Below are 15691 nucleotides of genomic sequence, written 5' to 3' on the forward strand. Positions count from 1 at the left end.
TTTTATTACTGTAATCTAAATGTAATTGGTAATGAAAAAGGAACTTTAACTGGTTTACCATCTTTCATCCCAGGATTCATTTTAGGTAATCTACTAATTATACGAGCAGCTTCTTTTTCTAAAGATTCATCTGGACCACGCATTTGTAAGTTCTTTACAGAGCCATCTTCTTCAATTATAAACCTCATAGATACAACACCTTGTATTTCTTTTTCATGAGCTTCTACTGGATAAGCAAAATGCCTTCTTATGTGTTTGCTCATTTGCTTATTAAAACTTTCAAAAGTGCTTACTCCTTCTTCACTACCAGGAAAACTTGGAAGAATTTCCAATTCAGAAAAAGCTACTAATTCACCATTAACCTTATTAAAAACTTCGGTATTTTTTATTTCTCGATTAAGTGCTAATTCTTTGAGTTCTGAATCTGATGTAGTTTCAAATGAACTTGGCATTTTTAGAGCCGTAATAACAACTTCACTTAACGCAGCTGTTGTATTTACTTCGCTTTTTGCCTCTACCGCATCTATTTTAGCATTGTTCTCTGTTTCACAAGAGGTATAAAATAACATACCTGCAACTAATGGCACCAATGCTAAATATTTTAGCTTTAAAACTTTACCAGATTTTGATTTTTGTAACATAACTATTCGTTTTTTAATTAATGATGATTTATAAAAATGGTTGATGAATGAGATATTTTTTGTCTCAAAAATTTGAGATAATAATAACTCGTATTGTTCTTTTTTACTCGTTTTTTTAACTTTAGAGTCTGCTATAAACTCATGTACTTCTGCTATTCTGTTTTGATAAATATATACTAGTGGATTGAACCAAAGGGCAATGCGCATTACCTCAAAAAACAATAAATCTAAAGTGTGTTTTTGCTTAACATGTACTAACTCGTGCTCTAAAATGCCTTCTTCGTTTTCTTTTGTAACCGCATCGCCTATAAAAACAGTGTTGTAAAATGAAAATGCATTATTACTTTTTGGGATTGTTACTTTTATATAGTCTGAAAATTTTTGCTTTTCTCCCGCTTGCTTCAATTTTATAATCTGATAAATTTTATAAACAAACAATGCAAATGATATTACTACGCCAATTACAAATACCACTTTAAGCCACGGAAAACTGCTCTCTGCTGCAGCTTGTGGTGAATTTGCTGTTAATACAATTTCATCTAAAACAATGGCTGCATATTGCTGTGATACTACAGTTTTAAAGACTGGCAACTTTACAAAAGGTAAAAATAAAGACACTAAAAACGTACCTATTAAATACACCCGGTTGCTTTGAAAAAAAGTCTCCTTTTTTAAAAACAAATCATAAATTGCCAAAAACAACAACTGAAATGTTACTACTAAAACTATATACTGTATCATAACTATTCTTTTTTATCGTCCTCTTTAATATCTTCTAAAATAGATTCCAATTCAGATAAACTCATATCGTTCTTTTTCATAAAAAAAGAAACCATACTTTTAAATGAACCTTGAAAATATCCTTCCATTAATTTATTTATAGACTGATTGCTATAATCTGCTTTTTTTATCAACGGAAAATACAGATATCCTCTTCCTAATTTTTCGTGGCCAACAAAGCCTTTATTTTCTAAAATACGTACAATAGTAGATACTGTATTATAGGCTGGTTTTGGTGTTGGCAATTTTTCTATAACAGCTGCTACAGTTGTTTTTTCTAACTCCCATAGCACTTGCATAATTTCTTCCTCTGCCTTTGTTAATTGCTTCATTCTCTTTTATTTTATATATATTCTAGAATATTTTGAATATTAAATTAGTACTATTTATCTTATATTCTTTCGCTAATATAACTAATATTTTAGTTTAAACTAATTTTTTAGGTAAAAAATTTGTAACAAATTGTTGTTATCTTCGTCAAACAAGTAAACTATTGTATGGATATAGCGCTTTTAATAATTGGTTTTGTTCTAATACTAACTGGTATTATAGGGAGTTTTTTACCAGTATTACCTGGGCCTCCAATTAGTTGGTTGGGTCTATTAGTACTTTATTTAACCAAAGCTATACCTAACGATTGGGTTTTTCTTGGTATAACTTTAGCCGTAGCTCTAATAGTTTTTGCATTAGATTATATTATTCCTGCAATTGGAACTAAAAAATTTGGAGGCACAAAAGCTGGTATGATAGGTACAACTATTGGCCTATTAGTAGCTGTATTTTTTCCTGTTCTTGGAGTATTTGGAATTGTAGTTTGGCCTTTTGTTGGTGCTTTAGTAGGTGAGCTTTTAAATAAAGCCGACCAAAAAACAGCTTTAAAAGCTGCTTTTGGTTCCTTTATTGGTTTTTTAACAGGTACTTTTTTAAAATTTATTGTTGCTATAGTATACCTTGGTTTATTTGTATCTAAAGTATGGGAATATAGTGAAGCGTTGTTTCCGTTTTTTTATAATTAAAACCACAAGTATGAAAAAAATACTATCAGCCATTCTACTACTTTCCTTTTTAATTTCTTGTGGACAAAAAAAGGTTAGCACCCAAACTGCAACTAATATAGATACGGTACGTATTAAAAATGACTTGCTAAAAATTACAAAAACACAAAATAGCCGGAATTATAAAAATATAGAAACTCTTAACTCAATTGCTAGCTACATTAAAGTGGAACTTGCTAAGGTGTGCGACACTACTACTTACCAAGAATATAAGGTTGAGAATGAAACTTATAAAAATGTCCTTGGCTCTATTGGCACAGAATATAAAGAACGGTTAATTATTGGTGCCCACTATGATGTATACGGCGATCAAGAAGGTGCAGATGATAATGCAAGTGGCGTTGCAGGATTATTAGAATTAGCACGTTTATTAGCCAAAGAGAAACTTGATTATAGAATAGATTTTGTTGCCTATACTTTAGAAGAACCTCCTTTTTTTAGAACTGAGAAAATGGGAAGTTATGTGCATGCAAATTACTTAAAGGAAAACAACATAACCGTAAAAGGTATGATTTGCTTAGAAATGATTGGTTATTATAAGGACGAACCCAATACACAAACCTACCCAATTAAAGAGATGAGCACCATTTATGGCAATCGTGCTAATTTTATAACTGTTGTTCAAAATGAAAAAAGCGGCAATTTTGGTGCTGAAATTGAAAACTTAATGAAGAAACAGAAACTTATACCTACTGTATCTTTTAAAGGCTCTTCTCTTGTTACTGGCGTGGATTTTTCAGATCATTTAAACTACTGGAATTTAAATTACCCAGCAGTTATGATCACCAATACCTCTTTTTACCGCAACAAGAATTATCACACAAATAAGGACTCTCTTGAAACATTAAACATAAACAAGATGAGTGCGGTTATTCAGCAACTCTACTTTACTATTAAGGAACTCTAATAGTTAAAGCCAAGTTGTTTTATCTTCAACAGCACCTCTAGTTGCTTCCGGAAGTTCATCATCTGTGTACCCCATATAAAAGAAACCCAAACAAACTTCTCCTTCTTCCATTGCAAAAAAATCGCCCATATGTTTTATTAAGCCAGGAGAACTCCAATAACTACCTATACCTAAATCTGTGCACATAAGCCACATATTTTGTACTGCCATTGCCGTTGCCGCAACTTCTTCCCATTCTGGCACAGACTCATTAGGGTCTCTCTGCATACAAATAGCTATTATTGCTCCTGCCTTTTGCGGATTGTTTATTAGTTTTTCTACCTTAAATTTCTTTGGATTTGGGTCGTTTTCCATATATTTTAAAGACAAAAACATTCCTAGTTTTGCTCTAGTTTCTCCTTGTATTACTTTAAAACGCCAAGGTTCAGTTTTTTTGTGAGATGGTGCCCAATTACCTGCCTCCAAAACCTTTTCAATTAATTCTTTAGCTATTGGTTTGCTATTGTATTGCGCAGGAAACACAGATCTCCTCTTCTTTATTATATCAAAAATCATAATTCAATTTTAATCAAAATTTACATAAAACTTAACTACCCTCTAGTTTTACCTATTCTGTAGGCAGAATAAGATAGTATTAGTAAAAATAAAACTTTAATTACAAAGAGTACATTAGTAAAGGCTGATAATATTTTAGTTACAGGAGAAATTTCTTTATCGCCTCCACTTTCTTGAAAGCCTATGGTTGATTGTAAAAAAGAATCAACAACATAAATAATTTTACTTAACAGCAATATTAACCCCAAACAAAATAACAGAACTAAAATGCCTACAAATACATTTTTGAATTTCCCTCTTATCATTCTAAAAAAATAAATAACAAAGAAAATAAGAGCTCCTAAAAACCAAAAGAAAGGAGTATTTGAAAAAACAAAATAGGTATCGTGAATATTTATATCTATTGTTTCATCAGCTTTAAATCCATCAATTCCAAATATCAATACTAAGGTTAAAAATGATGTTAATACAGCACCTAAAAACCATAAAAATTCTTTTTTTGAAAAAGTCATAAAATATTTGTGAGTTATTACTTACTTCAAATATATCTATTTTTCATCACCCAACAACAACTGCATACAATGTTTTAAAACCGGGTTTCTATTGTCTTCTTTCCAAATAACAGACAATACGGCTCGCTGCGGTATTTTTTTTAGTTCTATAAATTTTACATTCATATTAAAACCTTGTTGCAAAGATGTAGGTACAATGGCAACTCCCAAATTGTTTTCTACCAATGTAAAAATAGTTTGCGCATGTACAGACTTATGAGAAACCTTTGGTGTAAAACCAGCATCTTCACAAATACTCATTACCGTATCATAATACAGCGGACTGTAATCTTGTGAAAACAGAATAAAATTTTCTCCTTTAAACTGTTCCATTCCATTAAATTTAGTTTCTGTTATTTTATGGTTTGCTGGTACAACCACAGAAAATGTATCATTAAATACTGGTTTAATACACAAACCCTTTGGTACCCTAACCATACGCACAAAACCAATATCTAAACCATCTTTTAAAACAGCATTTAACTGTGCATTGTTAGAGAGTTCTTCTAAACTTGTATTAATTTCTGGGAAAGCATCTTTCAGCTTTAATAACAAATCCGGAATTACGGTTTGCATTGCAGAACCCAAAAAACCTATGTTAAGCTCACCAAACTTACCCTGACTTACCAATTTTATATGTCGTTTTGTTAACTCTAAATGGTTTAAAATAAACTCTATTTCATCTTTTAAGTATACTCCAGCAGCTGTTAAGGAAACCTTTTTTTTATTTCTAATAAAAAGCTGTGTCTCTAAAATTTCTTCCATTTGCTTTATTTGTCTACTTAAACCTGGTTGCGATATAAACAAACGTTCTGCTGCTTTTCTAAAGTGTAATTCTTCTGCTACAGCTAAAAAATAATTAAAATGGCGTAACTCTATTTGATAACTCATAGTTATTAATTATTGATAAATATGATATTGGTAATCATCAAACATAATCAATAATTTTATAGTATTAAAATATATGCTATGCGTAACGCACCTAAGACCTTTAATTTTGGAGAAGATCATTTAACGGCTGGTATTGCTCTTTCAATTGCAAGAGGCAAAACCAAAGGGTTAATTTCAGATTTTTCTCGTATAAAAATAAGAAACAGCAGTAAAACTGTTGCTAATATTGTAGAAAAGGGAGATCCTGTTTATGGTATAAACACCGGGTTTGGACCTTTATGTACTACTAAAATATCTAAAGAAGAAACAAAAATATTACAAAGTAACATTTTAAAAAGTCATAGTGTTGGTGTTGGCGAACCAATAGATAAAGAGATTGCTAAACTTATGCTTATCTTAAAAATGAATAGTCTTGCACAAGGATATTCTGGTATTGCAGAAGCAACTTTAGACCGTATTTTATGGCATATAAATACTGATGCTATTCCTGTTGTGCCGGCTCAAGGTTCTGTTGGCGCATCTGGTGATTTGGCTCCGCTTTCTCATTTGTTTTTACCATTAATTGGTTTGGGTAAGGTTAATTATATGGGTGAGATTATGGAAACCTCATCTTTGTTTGATAAAACAGAAATGCAAAGCATAAACTTAGGTCCTAAAGAAGGTTTAGCGCTAATTAACGGCACACAGTTTATTGCTGCACACGCTGTAAAAGTGGTAGAAAAATTGCAAAGTTGCCTTGCACAAGCAGATATTATTGGTGCAATGATGATTGAAGGCTTGCAAGGTTCTATTAAACCATTTTATAATGAACTGCACGCATTACGCCCTTTTAAAGGCAATATGTATGTTGCTAAAAAAGTAAAACGCTTGCTTAAAGGATCTGAGATAATGGAAGATCATGCAAATTGCAATAGGGTACAAGATCCTTATTCTTTGCGTTGTATTCCGCAAGTTCACGGTGCATCTAGAAATGCGTGGTTGCATTTAAAAGAATTGTTAGAGATTGAGTTAAATTCGGTTACAGATAATCCTATTATTATAGATGAAGAACTAACAATTAGTGGTGGTAGTTTTCACGGTCAGCCTTTAGCTATGGCATTAGACTATGCTTGTTTAGCTGCGTCTGAGGTTGGTAACATATCTGACCGAAGAATATACTTAGCCTTAGAAGGTAATAGCCCTGGAGTGCCTAAATTATTAATGAATGAAACCGGAATTAACTCTGGTTATATGATATTGCAATACACTACTGCTGCCTTAGCTAGTGAAAATAAAGGTCTTTGTTTTCCTTCTAGTGCAGATAGTATACCAACGTCTTTAGGACAAGAAGACCACGTAAGTATGGGATCTATTGGAGGACGCAAAGCACTACAAGTTATTGGTAATGTAGAAAAAATATTAGCTATAGAAATGCTAACTGCTGCACAAGCTTTTGAATTTAGAAAACCACTTAAATCGGGCTTATTTTTAGAAGAAGTACATAAAAAAATTAGAGAAAAAGTTGCCTTTGCAGATAAAGATCGTGTGTTTGCTACCGATATTGAAGCAGGAATAGAAATGATACAAAACCAAACCATTTTAAATGCTATTGAAGAGGTAAAAGAACGAGAAAATTTAGAAATGGAAATTCCGTTTGCAGATGAATTTGAAATCTACTAATATGAAACAAAAACTTATAGGTCCGTTTACACAACTATTACCAATGACAGGCATTGCCGTTAAAGGTGCCGTTAAGGATGAAGAACTTGTAGTTATAGAAAATGGCGGTATTATAGTTGAAAATAATACTATAATAGCTGTTGGCACATACAAAGAGTTATTAAAACAAATAGACATTAAAAATACCTTGCTAGAAGAAGTAATAGGTGATAGTGTTTGCTTCCCTGGTTTTATAGATTCTCATACACATATTTGTTTTGGTGGCACCAGAGCTAATGATTATGCTATGCGTAATGCCGGCAAAACTTATTTAGAAATTTCTAAAGCTGGTGGTGGCATTTGGGACACAGTAACACAAACCAGAAAAGCTAGTATTTTAGAATTAGAAGATGGTATTACTAAAAGAGCTAACAAACATTTAAAAAATGGCGTTACTACTATAGAGGTTAAAAGTGGCTACGGTTTATCGGTTTATGAAGAACTTAAAATGCTACGCGCTATAAAAAATGTGGATAACAGAATTAAAGCAGATTTAGTCTCTACTTGCTTGGCTGCACATATGCACCCTAAAGATTACCCTGGTACGGCAAGTGAGTATTTAGAAGAAATAAGCATCTCCCTTTTCCCCCTTTTAAAAGAAGAACGTTTAACAACCAGAATTGATGCTTTTATTGAAGAAGGTGCTTTTACAGCAGAAGTAATTGCACCTTACTTTAAAAAGGCAAAGGAAATGGGCTTTACAATAACGGTACATGCAGATCAGTTTTCTACAGGTGGTAGCAAAGTGGCTGTAGATTTTAACGCTATAAGTGCAGACCATTTAGAAGCAAGTACTACAGAAGAAATAAATATTTTAGCAAAAAGCAATGTTATTGCTACAGCTTTACCTGGCGCTAGTATTGGTTTAGGTTGTGCGTTTACACCTGCTCGTAAGTTATTAGATGCTGGTGGTGCAGTTGCTATTGCTAGTGACCACAATCCGGGTTCTGCTCCTATGGGAGACTTACTTACCCAAGCCTCAATCTTAGGAACTTTTCAAAAACTGAGTAATGCAGAGGTTTTATCTGGTATTACTTTTAGAGCTGCGGCGGCACTAGGCCTTAAAGATAGAGGTGTGTTAAACAGTGGGTTTATGGCAGATTTTATTGCTTTTCCAACAGCAAACTATAAAGAAATTTTATACCAACAAGGACAACTAAAACCAAATATGGTTTGGAAAAAAGGAACTAAAATAGCTTAAAAAAATAACGAATTCAGCTTCATTATAACATATAAAAAATGGATTTTAAATCTCAAATTCTGCAAGGTATTCCATCTCTATTACCTCCAAAAAAAAATTACACCACAAATGCTAATCACGCTCCAAAAAGAAAAGACATTCTTTTTTTAGACGAAAAAAAATTGGCTCTAAAAAATGCCTTACGTTATTTTCCTGTTGCTTGGCACGCAGAATTATCAAAAGAGTTTGCTAATGAACTACTAAGTTATGGACGTATTTATATGTTTAGGTTTAAGCCCAAATATGATATTTATGCCAGACCAATATCAGAATATCCAGCAAAAACACCACAAGCTGCTGCATTGCAATTAATGATTATGAATAACTTAGACCCTGCAGTTGCACAACATCCAGAGGAACTTATTACCTATGGTGGTAATGGTGCTGTTTTTCAGAATTGGGCGCAATACTTGTTAACTATGCAATATTTAGCAACAATGACAGAAGAACAAACTCTGCATATCTATTCTGGTCATCCAATGGGACTTTTTCCTTCTACCAAAGATGCACCTAGAGTTGTTGTTACTAATGGTATGATGATTCCTAACTATTCTAAGCCAGATGATTGGGAAAAATACAATGCACTTGGGGTTACCCAGTACGGACAAATGACTGCTGGTTCTTATATGTACATTGGCCCACAAGGTATTGTACACGGAACCACAATTACAGTTATGAATGCCTTTAGAAAAGTACTGCAACCTAATGAAACACCTTCTGGAAAAATATTTTTAACTGCTGGTTTGGGTGGTATGAGTGGAGCACAACCAAAAGCTGGTAATATAGCTGGTTGCATTACTATTTGTGCAGAAGTTAATGCTGCAGCTGCCACCAAAAGACATACACAAGGCTGGGTAGACGTTTTAATTGACTCTATTGACGATTTAGTTGATAGAACTAAAAAAGCACAAGAGAATAAAGAGGTTGTTTCTATTGCTTACATTGGAAATATTGTAGAAGTTTGGGAACGTTTTTATGATGAAAATATTTTTATTCATTTAGGGTCAGATCAAACATCTTTACACAACCCTTGGGCAGGTGGTTATTACCCTGCAGGTATTTCTTTTAAAGAATCTAATGAGTTAATGAGTACCAATCCTGATGCTTTTAAGCAAAAAGTACAAGAATCTTTAAAAAGACAGGTAGCTGCAATTAATAAGCATACAGCAAATGGTACTTATTTTTTTGATTATGGCAATGCCTTTTTACTTGAAGCATCGCGTGCAGGCGGCGATGTTATGGCAGAAAACAATATAGATTTTAAGTACCCATCTTATGTACAAGATATATTAGGACCTATGTGTTTTGATTATGGTTTTGGTCCTTTTCGCTGGGTATGTTCTTCTGGTAAACCTGAAGATTTACAAAAAACAGATGCTATTGCTTTAAAAGTAATGGAAGAAATTAAGGCTACCGCTCCAGAAGAAATTCAGCAACAAATGCAAGATAATATTACTTGGATTAGAGAAGCTGAACAAAACAAGCTGGTTGTTGGCTCACAAGCGCGTATTTTATATGCAGACGCAGAAGGTAGAGCTAAAATTGCAGAAGCTTTTAATAAAGCTATAAAAACAGGAGAACTTTCTGCCCCTGTAGTTTTAGGTAGAGATCACCATGATGTTAGCGGTACAGATTCTCCGTTTAGAGAAACCAGTAATATTTATGATGGCAGTAAATTTACCGCAGATATGGCCATACATAATGTAATTGGAGACAGTTTTAGAGGCGCAACTTGGGTATCTGTACATAACGGTGGCGGTGTTGGCTGGGGAGAAGTTATTAATGGCGGTTTTGGTATGGTGTTAGATGGTTCTACAGAGGCTTCAAAAAAGTTGAAAAATATGCTTTTTTACGATGTTAATAACGGAATATCTAGACGAAGCTGGGCACGTAACAAAGAGGCTATTTTTGCCATAGAACGAGAGATGAAAAGAACACCAGAACTAAAGGTTACTGTTCCTAATTTGGTTGAAGAGCATTTATTAGATAATTTATTTGCGTAGCCGTAGAATTACAATTAATTTTAAAACATTAAAAAATAACAATACCCCTTATGTTCTGTTATAAAAATAATTAATAGAACAATAGATAATAGGTATAGTTCGTTGTTAAGGAAATAGGAATTTATTTGACTAACTTTGTATAATATTAAAAAATAAAATTATGGCATTAGAAATAACAGACGCAACTTTTGACGAAGTTGTTTTAAAAAGTGACAAACCAGTTGTTGTAGATTTTTGGGCAGCTTGGTGTGGTCCATGTAGAATGGTTGGTCCTATTATTGACGAAGTTAGTTCTGAGTACGAAGGAAAAGCTGTTGTTGGTAAAGTAGATGTAGATGCAAACCAAGAATTTGCAGCTAAATATGGTGTACGTAACATACCTACAGTATTAGTATTTAAAGGTGGTGAAATGGTTAGCAGACAAGTTGGCGTTTCTCCTAAACAAGTTTACACAGACGCAATAGACGCTTTATTATAGTCTATAAACATACAATTATAAAAAAGGGTTTGGCGTTTGTCAAACCCTTTTTTATTTTTACTACTTACCTTTTTTTATTTATGAAAAAAATTACGCTCCTTACACTACTAGCCTTAACCTTAATTGGTTGTCCTCAAAAAAAAGAATTTAAACCTTTACAAGTTGAAAAAGGAATTTCTTTAGACCTTGCAAATTATAGAAAAGAACAAATTAAGAACTTGCATTATGCGCTAAATTTTTCTATTCCTAAAAGTCAAGAAGATCCAATACCTACTACATTAGTACTTGCTGCAAACATTACCGACCTGCAATATGATCTAATTTTAGATTTTAATGAAAATAAAGATCATTTAAAAACACTTAGCGTAAATGGTAAAAGCACTCCAATTAACCATACCAACGAGCATTTAATTATAGATAAAAATGCATTAGTAATAGGAGAAAATAAAATTGATATTTCTTTTAACGCAGGTGAGTTATCACTTAACAGAAACAAAGAGTTTTTATATACGTTATTAGTGCCAGACAGGGCTAGCACATTGTTTCCGTGTTTAGACCAACCTAACTTAAAAGCAACTTACGACTTAACCATTACTGCTCCTAAAGATTGGAAAGTGCTTTGCGGTGGTACAGAAAAAGAACAAATAGAAAAAGAAGAGTACACTACTCATATTTTTAATACCACTGATAAAATGAGTACTTACTTGTTTTCATTTGTTGCTGGTAAATTTTCTGAAGAAGTAAAAAACCCTGGTGCTTTTGATATGCGCTTTTTATACAGAGAAAATAATAAAGAAAAAATTGCAGAGAGTACAAATGAGGTTTTTAACATTCACCAACAGTCTTTAGATTTTTTAATAGATTATACCAACTATGATTTTCCTTTTCAGAAAATGGACTTTGCTAGTATTCCTCCTTTTCAATATGGCGGTATGGAACACGTAGGCGCAATACAATATAGAGAATCGTCTTTATTTTTAGATAAGAATGCTACGCAGAACCAAAAGTTATCTCGTGCTAAGTTAATTGCACATGAAACATCACATATGTGGTTTGGAGATTTGGTTACTATGCAATGGTTTGATGATGTTTGGCTAAAAGAAGTGTTTGCCAACTTTATGGCAGATAAGATTATGAATCCGCTTTTTCCAGATATAGATCATCAATTAAAATTTATGATGACACACTACCCTAGTGCATATTCTGAAGATCGTACTAAAGGCACAAATCCTATTAAGCAACATTTGGGCAATTTAAAAAATGCAGGCTCTTTATATGGTCGTATTATTTACAACAAAGCACCAATAATGATGCAGCAATTAGAAGCTGTATTAGGAAAAGATGCTTTTAAAGAGGGAATGCAAGAGTATATAAAAACGTATGCCAATGACAATGCAGATTGGAACGACTTGGTTTCTATTTTAGATAAAAAATCTGATGTAGATATTAAACAATGGTCTAATGTGTGGGTAAACCAACCTGGAAGACCAGTTTTTACAGATAATATTACCTACAAGGATAACAAAATAACCAATTTTACAATTACGCAAAAGGCAGAAGATGGTACAGATAAAATATGGCCACAATCTTTTGCTATACAACTTGTGTATAAAGACAGTGTAAAAACTATAAATGCAGCAATAAATAGTAAAAACCTTCAACTAAAAGAAACTATAGGACTTGCAAAGCCAGAGCAAATTATATACAACGCTAACGGTTTTGGATATGGAGTTTTTCCGGTTAATGTTGCTCATATTTCTAAAATAAAAGAAATTAAAGATGCTACCGCTCGTGGTTACAGCTATATAAATTTATATGAAGTGTTTTTAAATAATAAGGTACCAGCTTTAGATGCTTTTAATATATTTTTAAACGGAGTAGCATCAGAAAAAAATGAGCTTGTTTTAAATTATATTACAGGAAGAACTAGAGATATTTACTGGAAATTTTTATCAGAAAAACATAAAGAAAAAATTCAGACTACAACAGAAAGTAAGTTGTTTGCATTATTAAATAGCTCTAAACCAAAGGCTTTCAAAAAAGATATATTTAATCTGTATAAATCGCTTGCCATATCTTCTAAAGCATTAGAAAATTTACACGCTATTTGGACAAAAGAATTGAGTATACCACAATTATTTTTAAATGAGGATGATTACACTAGTCTTGCAAGCGAATTATCTTTAAAAAAGCACCCAAAGGCTACAGAAATTATAAAAGAACAAGAAAAGCGTATTAGCAACCCAGATAAACTTGCCAAATTTATATGGCTACAACCATCTATAAGTAACAATGTAAAGCAAAGAGATGCTTTTATGGTTTCATTATTTGATGCCAAAAACAGAGAAAAAGAATCTTGGGTTATAACAGCACTAAGCTACATTCACCATCCGCTACGCCAAAATGAAAGTAAAAAGCATTTGACAAAATGTTTACAAAAGTTAGAAGAGGTGCAACTTACAGGAGATATATTTTTTCCAAAAAACTGGTTGGCAAGTTGTATTGGTAAATACAGCTCTAAAGATGCTTACCAAATACGTGAAGATTTTTTAAGCAAAAACCCTAACTTTAACCCTATTCTACTAAAAAAACTATTGCAAACTACAGATGATTTAGAAAGAGCGCAAACCATAAAAAAGTAAATTATGAACCTAAAGGACAATTTAAATGCGCAACCACTGCTAAACCTAGAGTTACTAGCAAAACAGGTGGTAGAGGGTTTTATTAGCGGAATACATAAAAGTCCGTTTCATGGGTTTTCTGCCGAGTTTGCAGAGCACAAAATTTACAATAAAGGAGAAAGCACCAAGCATATAGACTGGAAACTTTTTGCAAAAACAGATAAGTTATACACTAAAAGATATGAGGAAGAAACCAATTTAAGGTGTCATATGATCTTAGACAACTCTGCCTCTATGTATTATCCTGAAACAAAAAAACTAGATGTAAATAACCTAAATAAAATAGGGTTTGGCGTTTTAGCCATTGCCGGATTAATGAATATTTTAAAAAAACAGAGAGATGCTGTTGGTTTAAGTATTTATTCTGATGCTTACAACTATTATGTATCAGAAAAAAGTAGTGAACGCCACCACCAAATGTTGTTGGCAAAGCTTACAGAAGTGGTAACAGATAAAAATCCGGCTCAAAAAACAAAAACATATACCTATTTACACCAGATAGCCGAAAAAATGCACAGGCGTAGTTTGGTTTTTCTTTTTACTGACATGTTTCAGACCGAAGAAGAGGACATAAAATTGTTTGAAGCATTACAACATTTAAAATATAATAAACATGAAGTTGTACTTTTTCATCTCCTTGATAAAGAAAAAGAACATTTTTTTAATTTTGATGATGCACCAAAGCGTTTTGTAGATGTAGAGACCAAACAAGAGATAGATTTATATGCTGAAAACGTAAAAGAAGCTTACCAAAAAGAGCTAACTAATTACTTATCAGACATTAAATTAAAATGCGCACAATACAAGATAAAATATGTTGGCGTAGATATTGCTAAAAATTTTGCTTCGGTTTTTAACACGTATATGGTTGAGCGACAAAAATTTTAATTTTTTTTGAAAATTTCTTCAAAAAAGTTTTGCTGAATTAAATAACCTCTGTATATTTGCAACCGCTAAACGCCACGGTCTGGTAGTTCAGTTGGTTAGAATACCTGCCTGTCACGCAGGGGGTCGCGGGTTCGAGTCCCGTCCAGACCGCAAAAACCTTCAACATTTGTTGAAGGTTTTTTTGGTTTTATACCTTTTTTAAGGTGAAAAAAATCAGATCATCTTATAAAAGTTTTTAGCTCTAATTCTGTTTTTTATCAAAATCACTCGCCAAAACATCTCTCCTAAATTAAACTTTATTTTAATCATTTATATTTGTGACTTCATCAGTTTAAAGAAAAACTCTAATTTTAGACTTTAAAAAAAGATAGACATATATGGCATCAGGTTTTTTTGCATTATTAGATGATATAGCAGCGCTTATGGATGACGTTGCTGTAATGAGTAAAGTTGCTGCTAAAAAGACAGCAGGTATACTTGGAGACGATTTAGCGGTGAATGCAGAAAAGGCTTCAGGGTTTATATCAGACAGAGAATTACCTGTGCTTTGGGCAATTACAAAAGGATCGTTTTTAAATAAACTTATAATACTTCCCTTTGCGTTTTTATTAAGTGCTTTTATACCAATTGCGGTAACTATTATACTTGTTTTAGGCGGATTGTATTTGGCTTATGAAGGTGCAGAAAAAATTTATGAGTTTTTAGCCGGTCATAAACACGAGAGTAATGAGCTTTTAGATGAAGACATTACTATTGAAGAACTACAAAAACTTGAAAAAGGACGTATTAAATCGGCCATATTTACAGATTTCATCCTTTCTGTAGAAATTGTAATTATTGCATTAGGTACAGTTACAGATCAGCCAATTTCTACACAAATAATGGTGGTAACAGTAATTGCCATTATTGCCACTGTTGGTGTTTATGGTATAGTTGCACTAATTGTTAGAATGGATGAATTTGGTTTAAAACTAATTAACCTAAACGAACAAGACAATAGTTTTTCTGACAAAGTAGGCAGACTGCTAGTAAACGCTTTACCTTGGGTAATTAAATTTTTAGCCGTTGTAGGCACACTAGCACTACTTTCTGTTGCTGGTGGCGTATTTGCACACAACATAGACTTTTTACACCACTTAATTGAAGATGTTCCGTTACCAGCTATGCTAAAAGAATTTTTATTAGGACTAGTAATTGGACTTTTAACTTTACCTATTATTGGCTTGTTTAAAAAGCTTTTTGGCAAAAAGAAAGATAAACATTAAACATAATATTTATACAAAACAAAAAACCTTCAGTTAACTGAAGGTTTTTGTTTTTTAA

At 32.6% G+C, this 15691-nt stretch carries 14 protein-coding genes and 1 tRNA gene; 10 read left to right on the forward strand and 5 right to left on the reverse strand.

Features of this window, described 5'->3' with window-relative positions; genetic code table 11:
- Positions 1-5: 5 nt before the first annotated feature.
- Entirely contained in the window at positions 6-1382 is a 1377-nt protein-coding gene (locus CELLY_RS04260) for a M56 family metallopeptidase (RefSeq protein WP_013620426.1), read from the reverse strand.
- Between the two features lie 2 nt (positions 1383-1384).
- Complete coding sequence (locus tag CELLY_RS04265; RefSeq protein ID WP_013620427.1) at positions 1385-1753, reverse strand: BlaI/MecI/CopY family transcriptional regulator; 369 nt, start codon at positions 1751-1753, stop codon at positions 1385-1387.
- A 165-nt stretch (positions 1754-1918) separates the two neighbouring features.
- Between CELLY_RS04265 and CELLY_RS04270 the strand changes: the two genes are divergently transcribed.
- Positions 1919-2437, forward strand: a complete 519-nt coding sequence (locus CELLY_RS04270; RefSeq protein ID WP_013620428.1) for a DUF456 domain-containing protein — start codon at positions 1919-1921, stop codon at positions 2435-2437.
- Between the two features lie 10 nt (positions 2438-2447).
- The gene (locus CELLY_RS04275; protein ID WP_013620429.1) at positions 2448-3383 is read left to right on the forward strand and encodes a M28 family peptidase; all 936 of its coding nucleotides are present in this window, start codon (positions 2448-2450) and stop codon (positions 3381-3383) included.
- A 3-nt stretch (positions 3384-3386) separates the two neighbouring features.
- Here CELLY_RS04275 and CELLY_RS04280 read toward each other — a convergent pair whose 3' ends face one another.
- From CELLY_RS04280 to CELLY_RS04290, 3 genes are read right to left on the reverse strand one after another with little or no spacing between them, the layout of a single operon-like run.
- Positions 3387-3938, reverse strand: a complete 552-nt coding sequence (locus CELLY_RS04280; RefSeq protein ID WP_013620430.1) for a nitroreductase family protein — start codon at positions 3936-3938, stop codon at positions 3387-3389.
- 35 nt (positions 3939-3973) lie between these two features.
- A complete protein-coding gene (locus tag CELLY_RS04285) occupies positions 3974-4450 on the reverse strand; it encodes a hypothetical protein (protein WP_013620431.1) in 477 nt (158 codons plus the stop codon).
- Between the two features lie 36 nt (positions 4451-4486).
- On the reverse strand, positions 4487-5380 hold the full coding sequence (locus CELLY_RS04290; RefSeq protein WP_013620432.1) for a LysR family transcriptional regulator: 894 nt from the start codon (positions 5378-5380) through the stop codon (positions 4487-4489).
- Between the two features lie 78 nt (positions 5381-5458).
- Between CELLY_RS04290 and hutH the strand changes: the two genes are divergently transcribed.
- The 8 genes from hutH to CELLY_RS04330 all read left to right on the forward strand — a co-directional run bounded on the left by hutH (position 5459) and on the right by CELLY_RS04330 (position 15633).
- Positions 5459-7039, forward strand: coding sequence for a histidine ammonia-lyase (gene hutH, locus CELLY_RS04295; protein WP_013620433.1), 1581 nt, complete (start codon positions 5459-5461; stop codon positions 7037-7039).
- 1 nt (position 7040) lies between these two features.
- Positions 7041-8279 carry an imidazolonepropionase gene (hutI, locus tag CELLY_RS04300; RefSeq protein ID WP_042257289.1) on the forward strand — a complete coding sequence of 413 codons (1239 nt, stop codon included), beginning with the start codon at positions 7041-7043 and terminating at the stop codon, positions 8277-8279.
- A gap of 38 nt (positions 8280-8317) precedes the next feature.
- Entirely contained in the window at positions 8318-10321 is a 2004-nt protein-coding gene (locus tag CELLY_RS04305) for a urocanate hydratase (protein WP_013620435.1), read from the forward strand.
- A 160-nt stretch (positions 10322-10481) separates the two neighbouring features.
- The gene (trxA, locus tag CELLY_RS04310; protein ID WP_013620436.1) at positions 10482-10799 is read left to right on the forward strand and encodes a thioredoxin; all 318 of its coding nucleotides are present in this window, start codon (positions 10482-10484) and stop codon (positions 10797-10799) included.
- 80 nt (positions 10800-10879) lie between these two features.
- Complete coding sequence (locus tag CELLY_RS04315; protein ID WP_013620437.1) at positions 10880-13441, forward strand: M1 family metallopeptidase; 2562 nt, start codon at positions 10880-10882, stop codon at positions 13439-13441.
- 3 nt (positions 13442-13444) lie between these two features.
- A complete protein-coding gene (locus CELLY_RS04320) occupies positions 13445-14368 on the forward strand; it encodes a DUF58 domain-containing protein (RefSeq protein ID WP_013620438.1) in 924 nt (307 codons plus the stop codon).
- Between the two features lie 76 nt (positions 14369-14444).
- A tRNA-Asp gene (locus CELLY_RS04325) sits at positions 14445-14518 on the forward strand.
- A 227-nt stretch (positions 14519-14745) separates the two neighbouring features.
- Entirely contained in the window at positions 14746-15633 is an 888-nt protein-coding gene (locus CELLY_RS04330; RefSeq protein ID WP_013620439.1) for a DUF808 domain-containing protein, read from the forward strand.
- The last annotated feature ends 58 nt before the right edge of the window (positions 15634-15691 follow it).

It is taken from the genome of Cellulophaga lytica DSM 7489 (assembly GCF_000190595.1).
Classification (GTDB): Bacteria; Bacteroidota; Bacteroidia; order Flavobacteriales; family Flavobacteriaceae; genus Cellulophaga; species Cellulophaga lytica.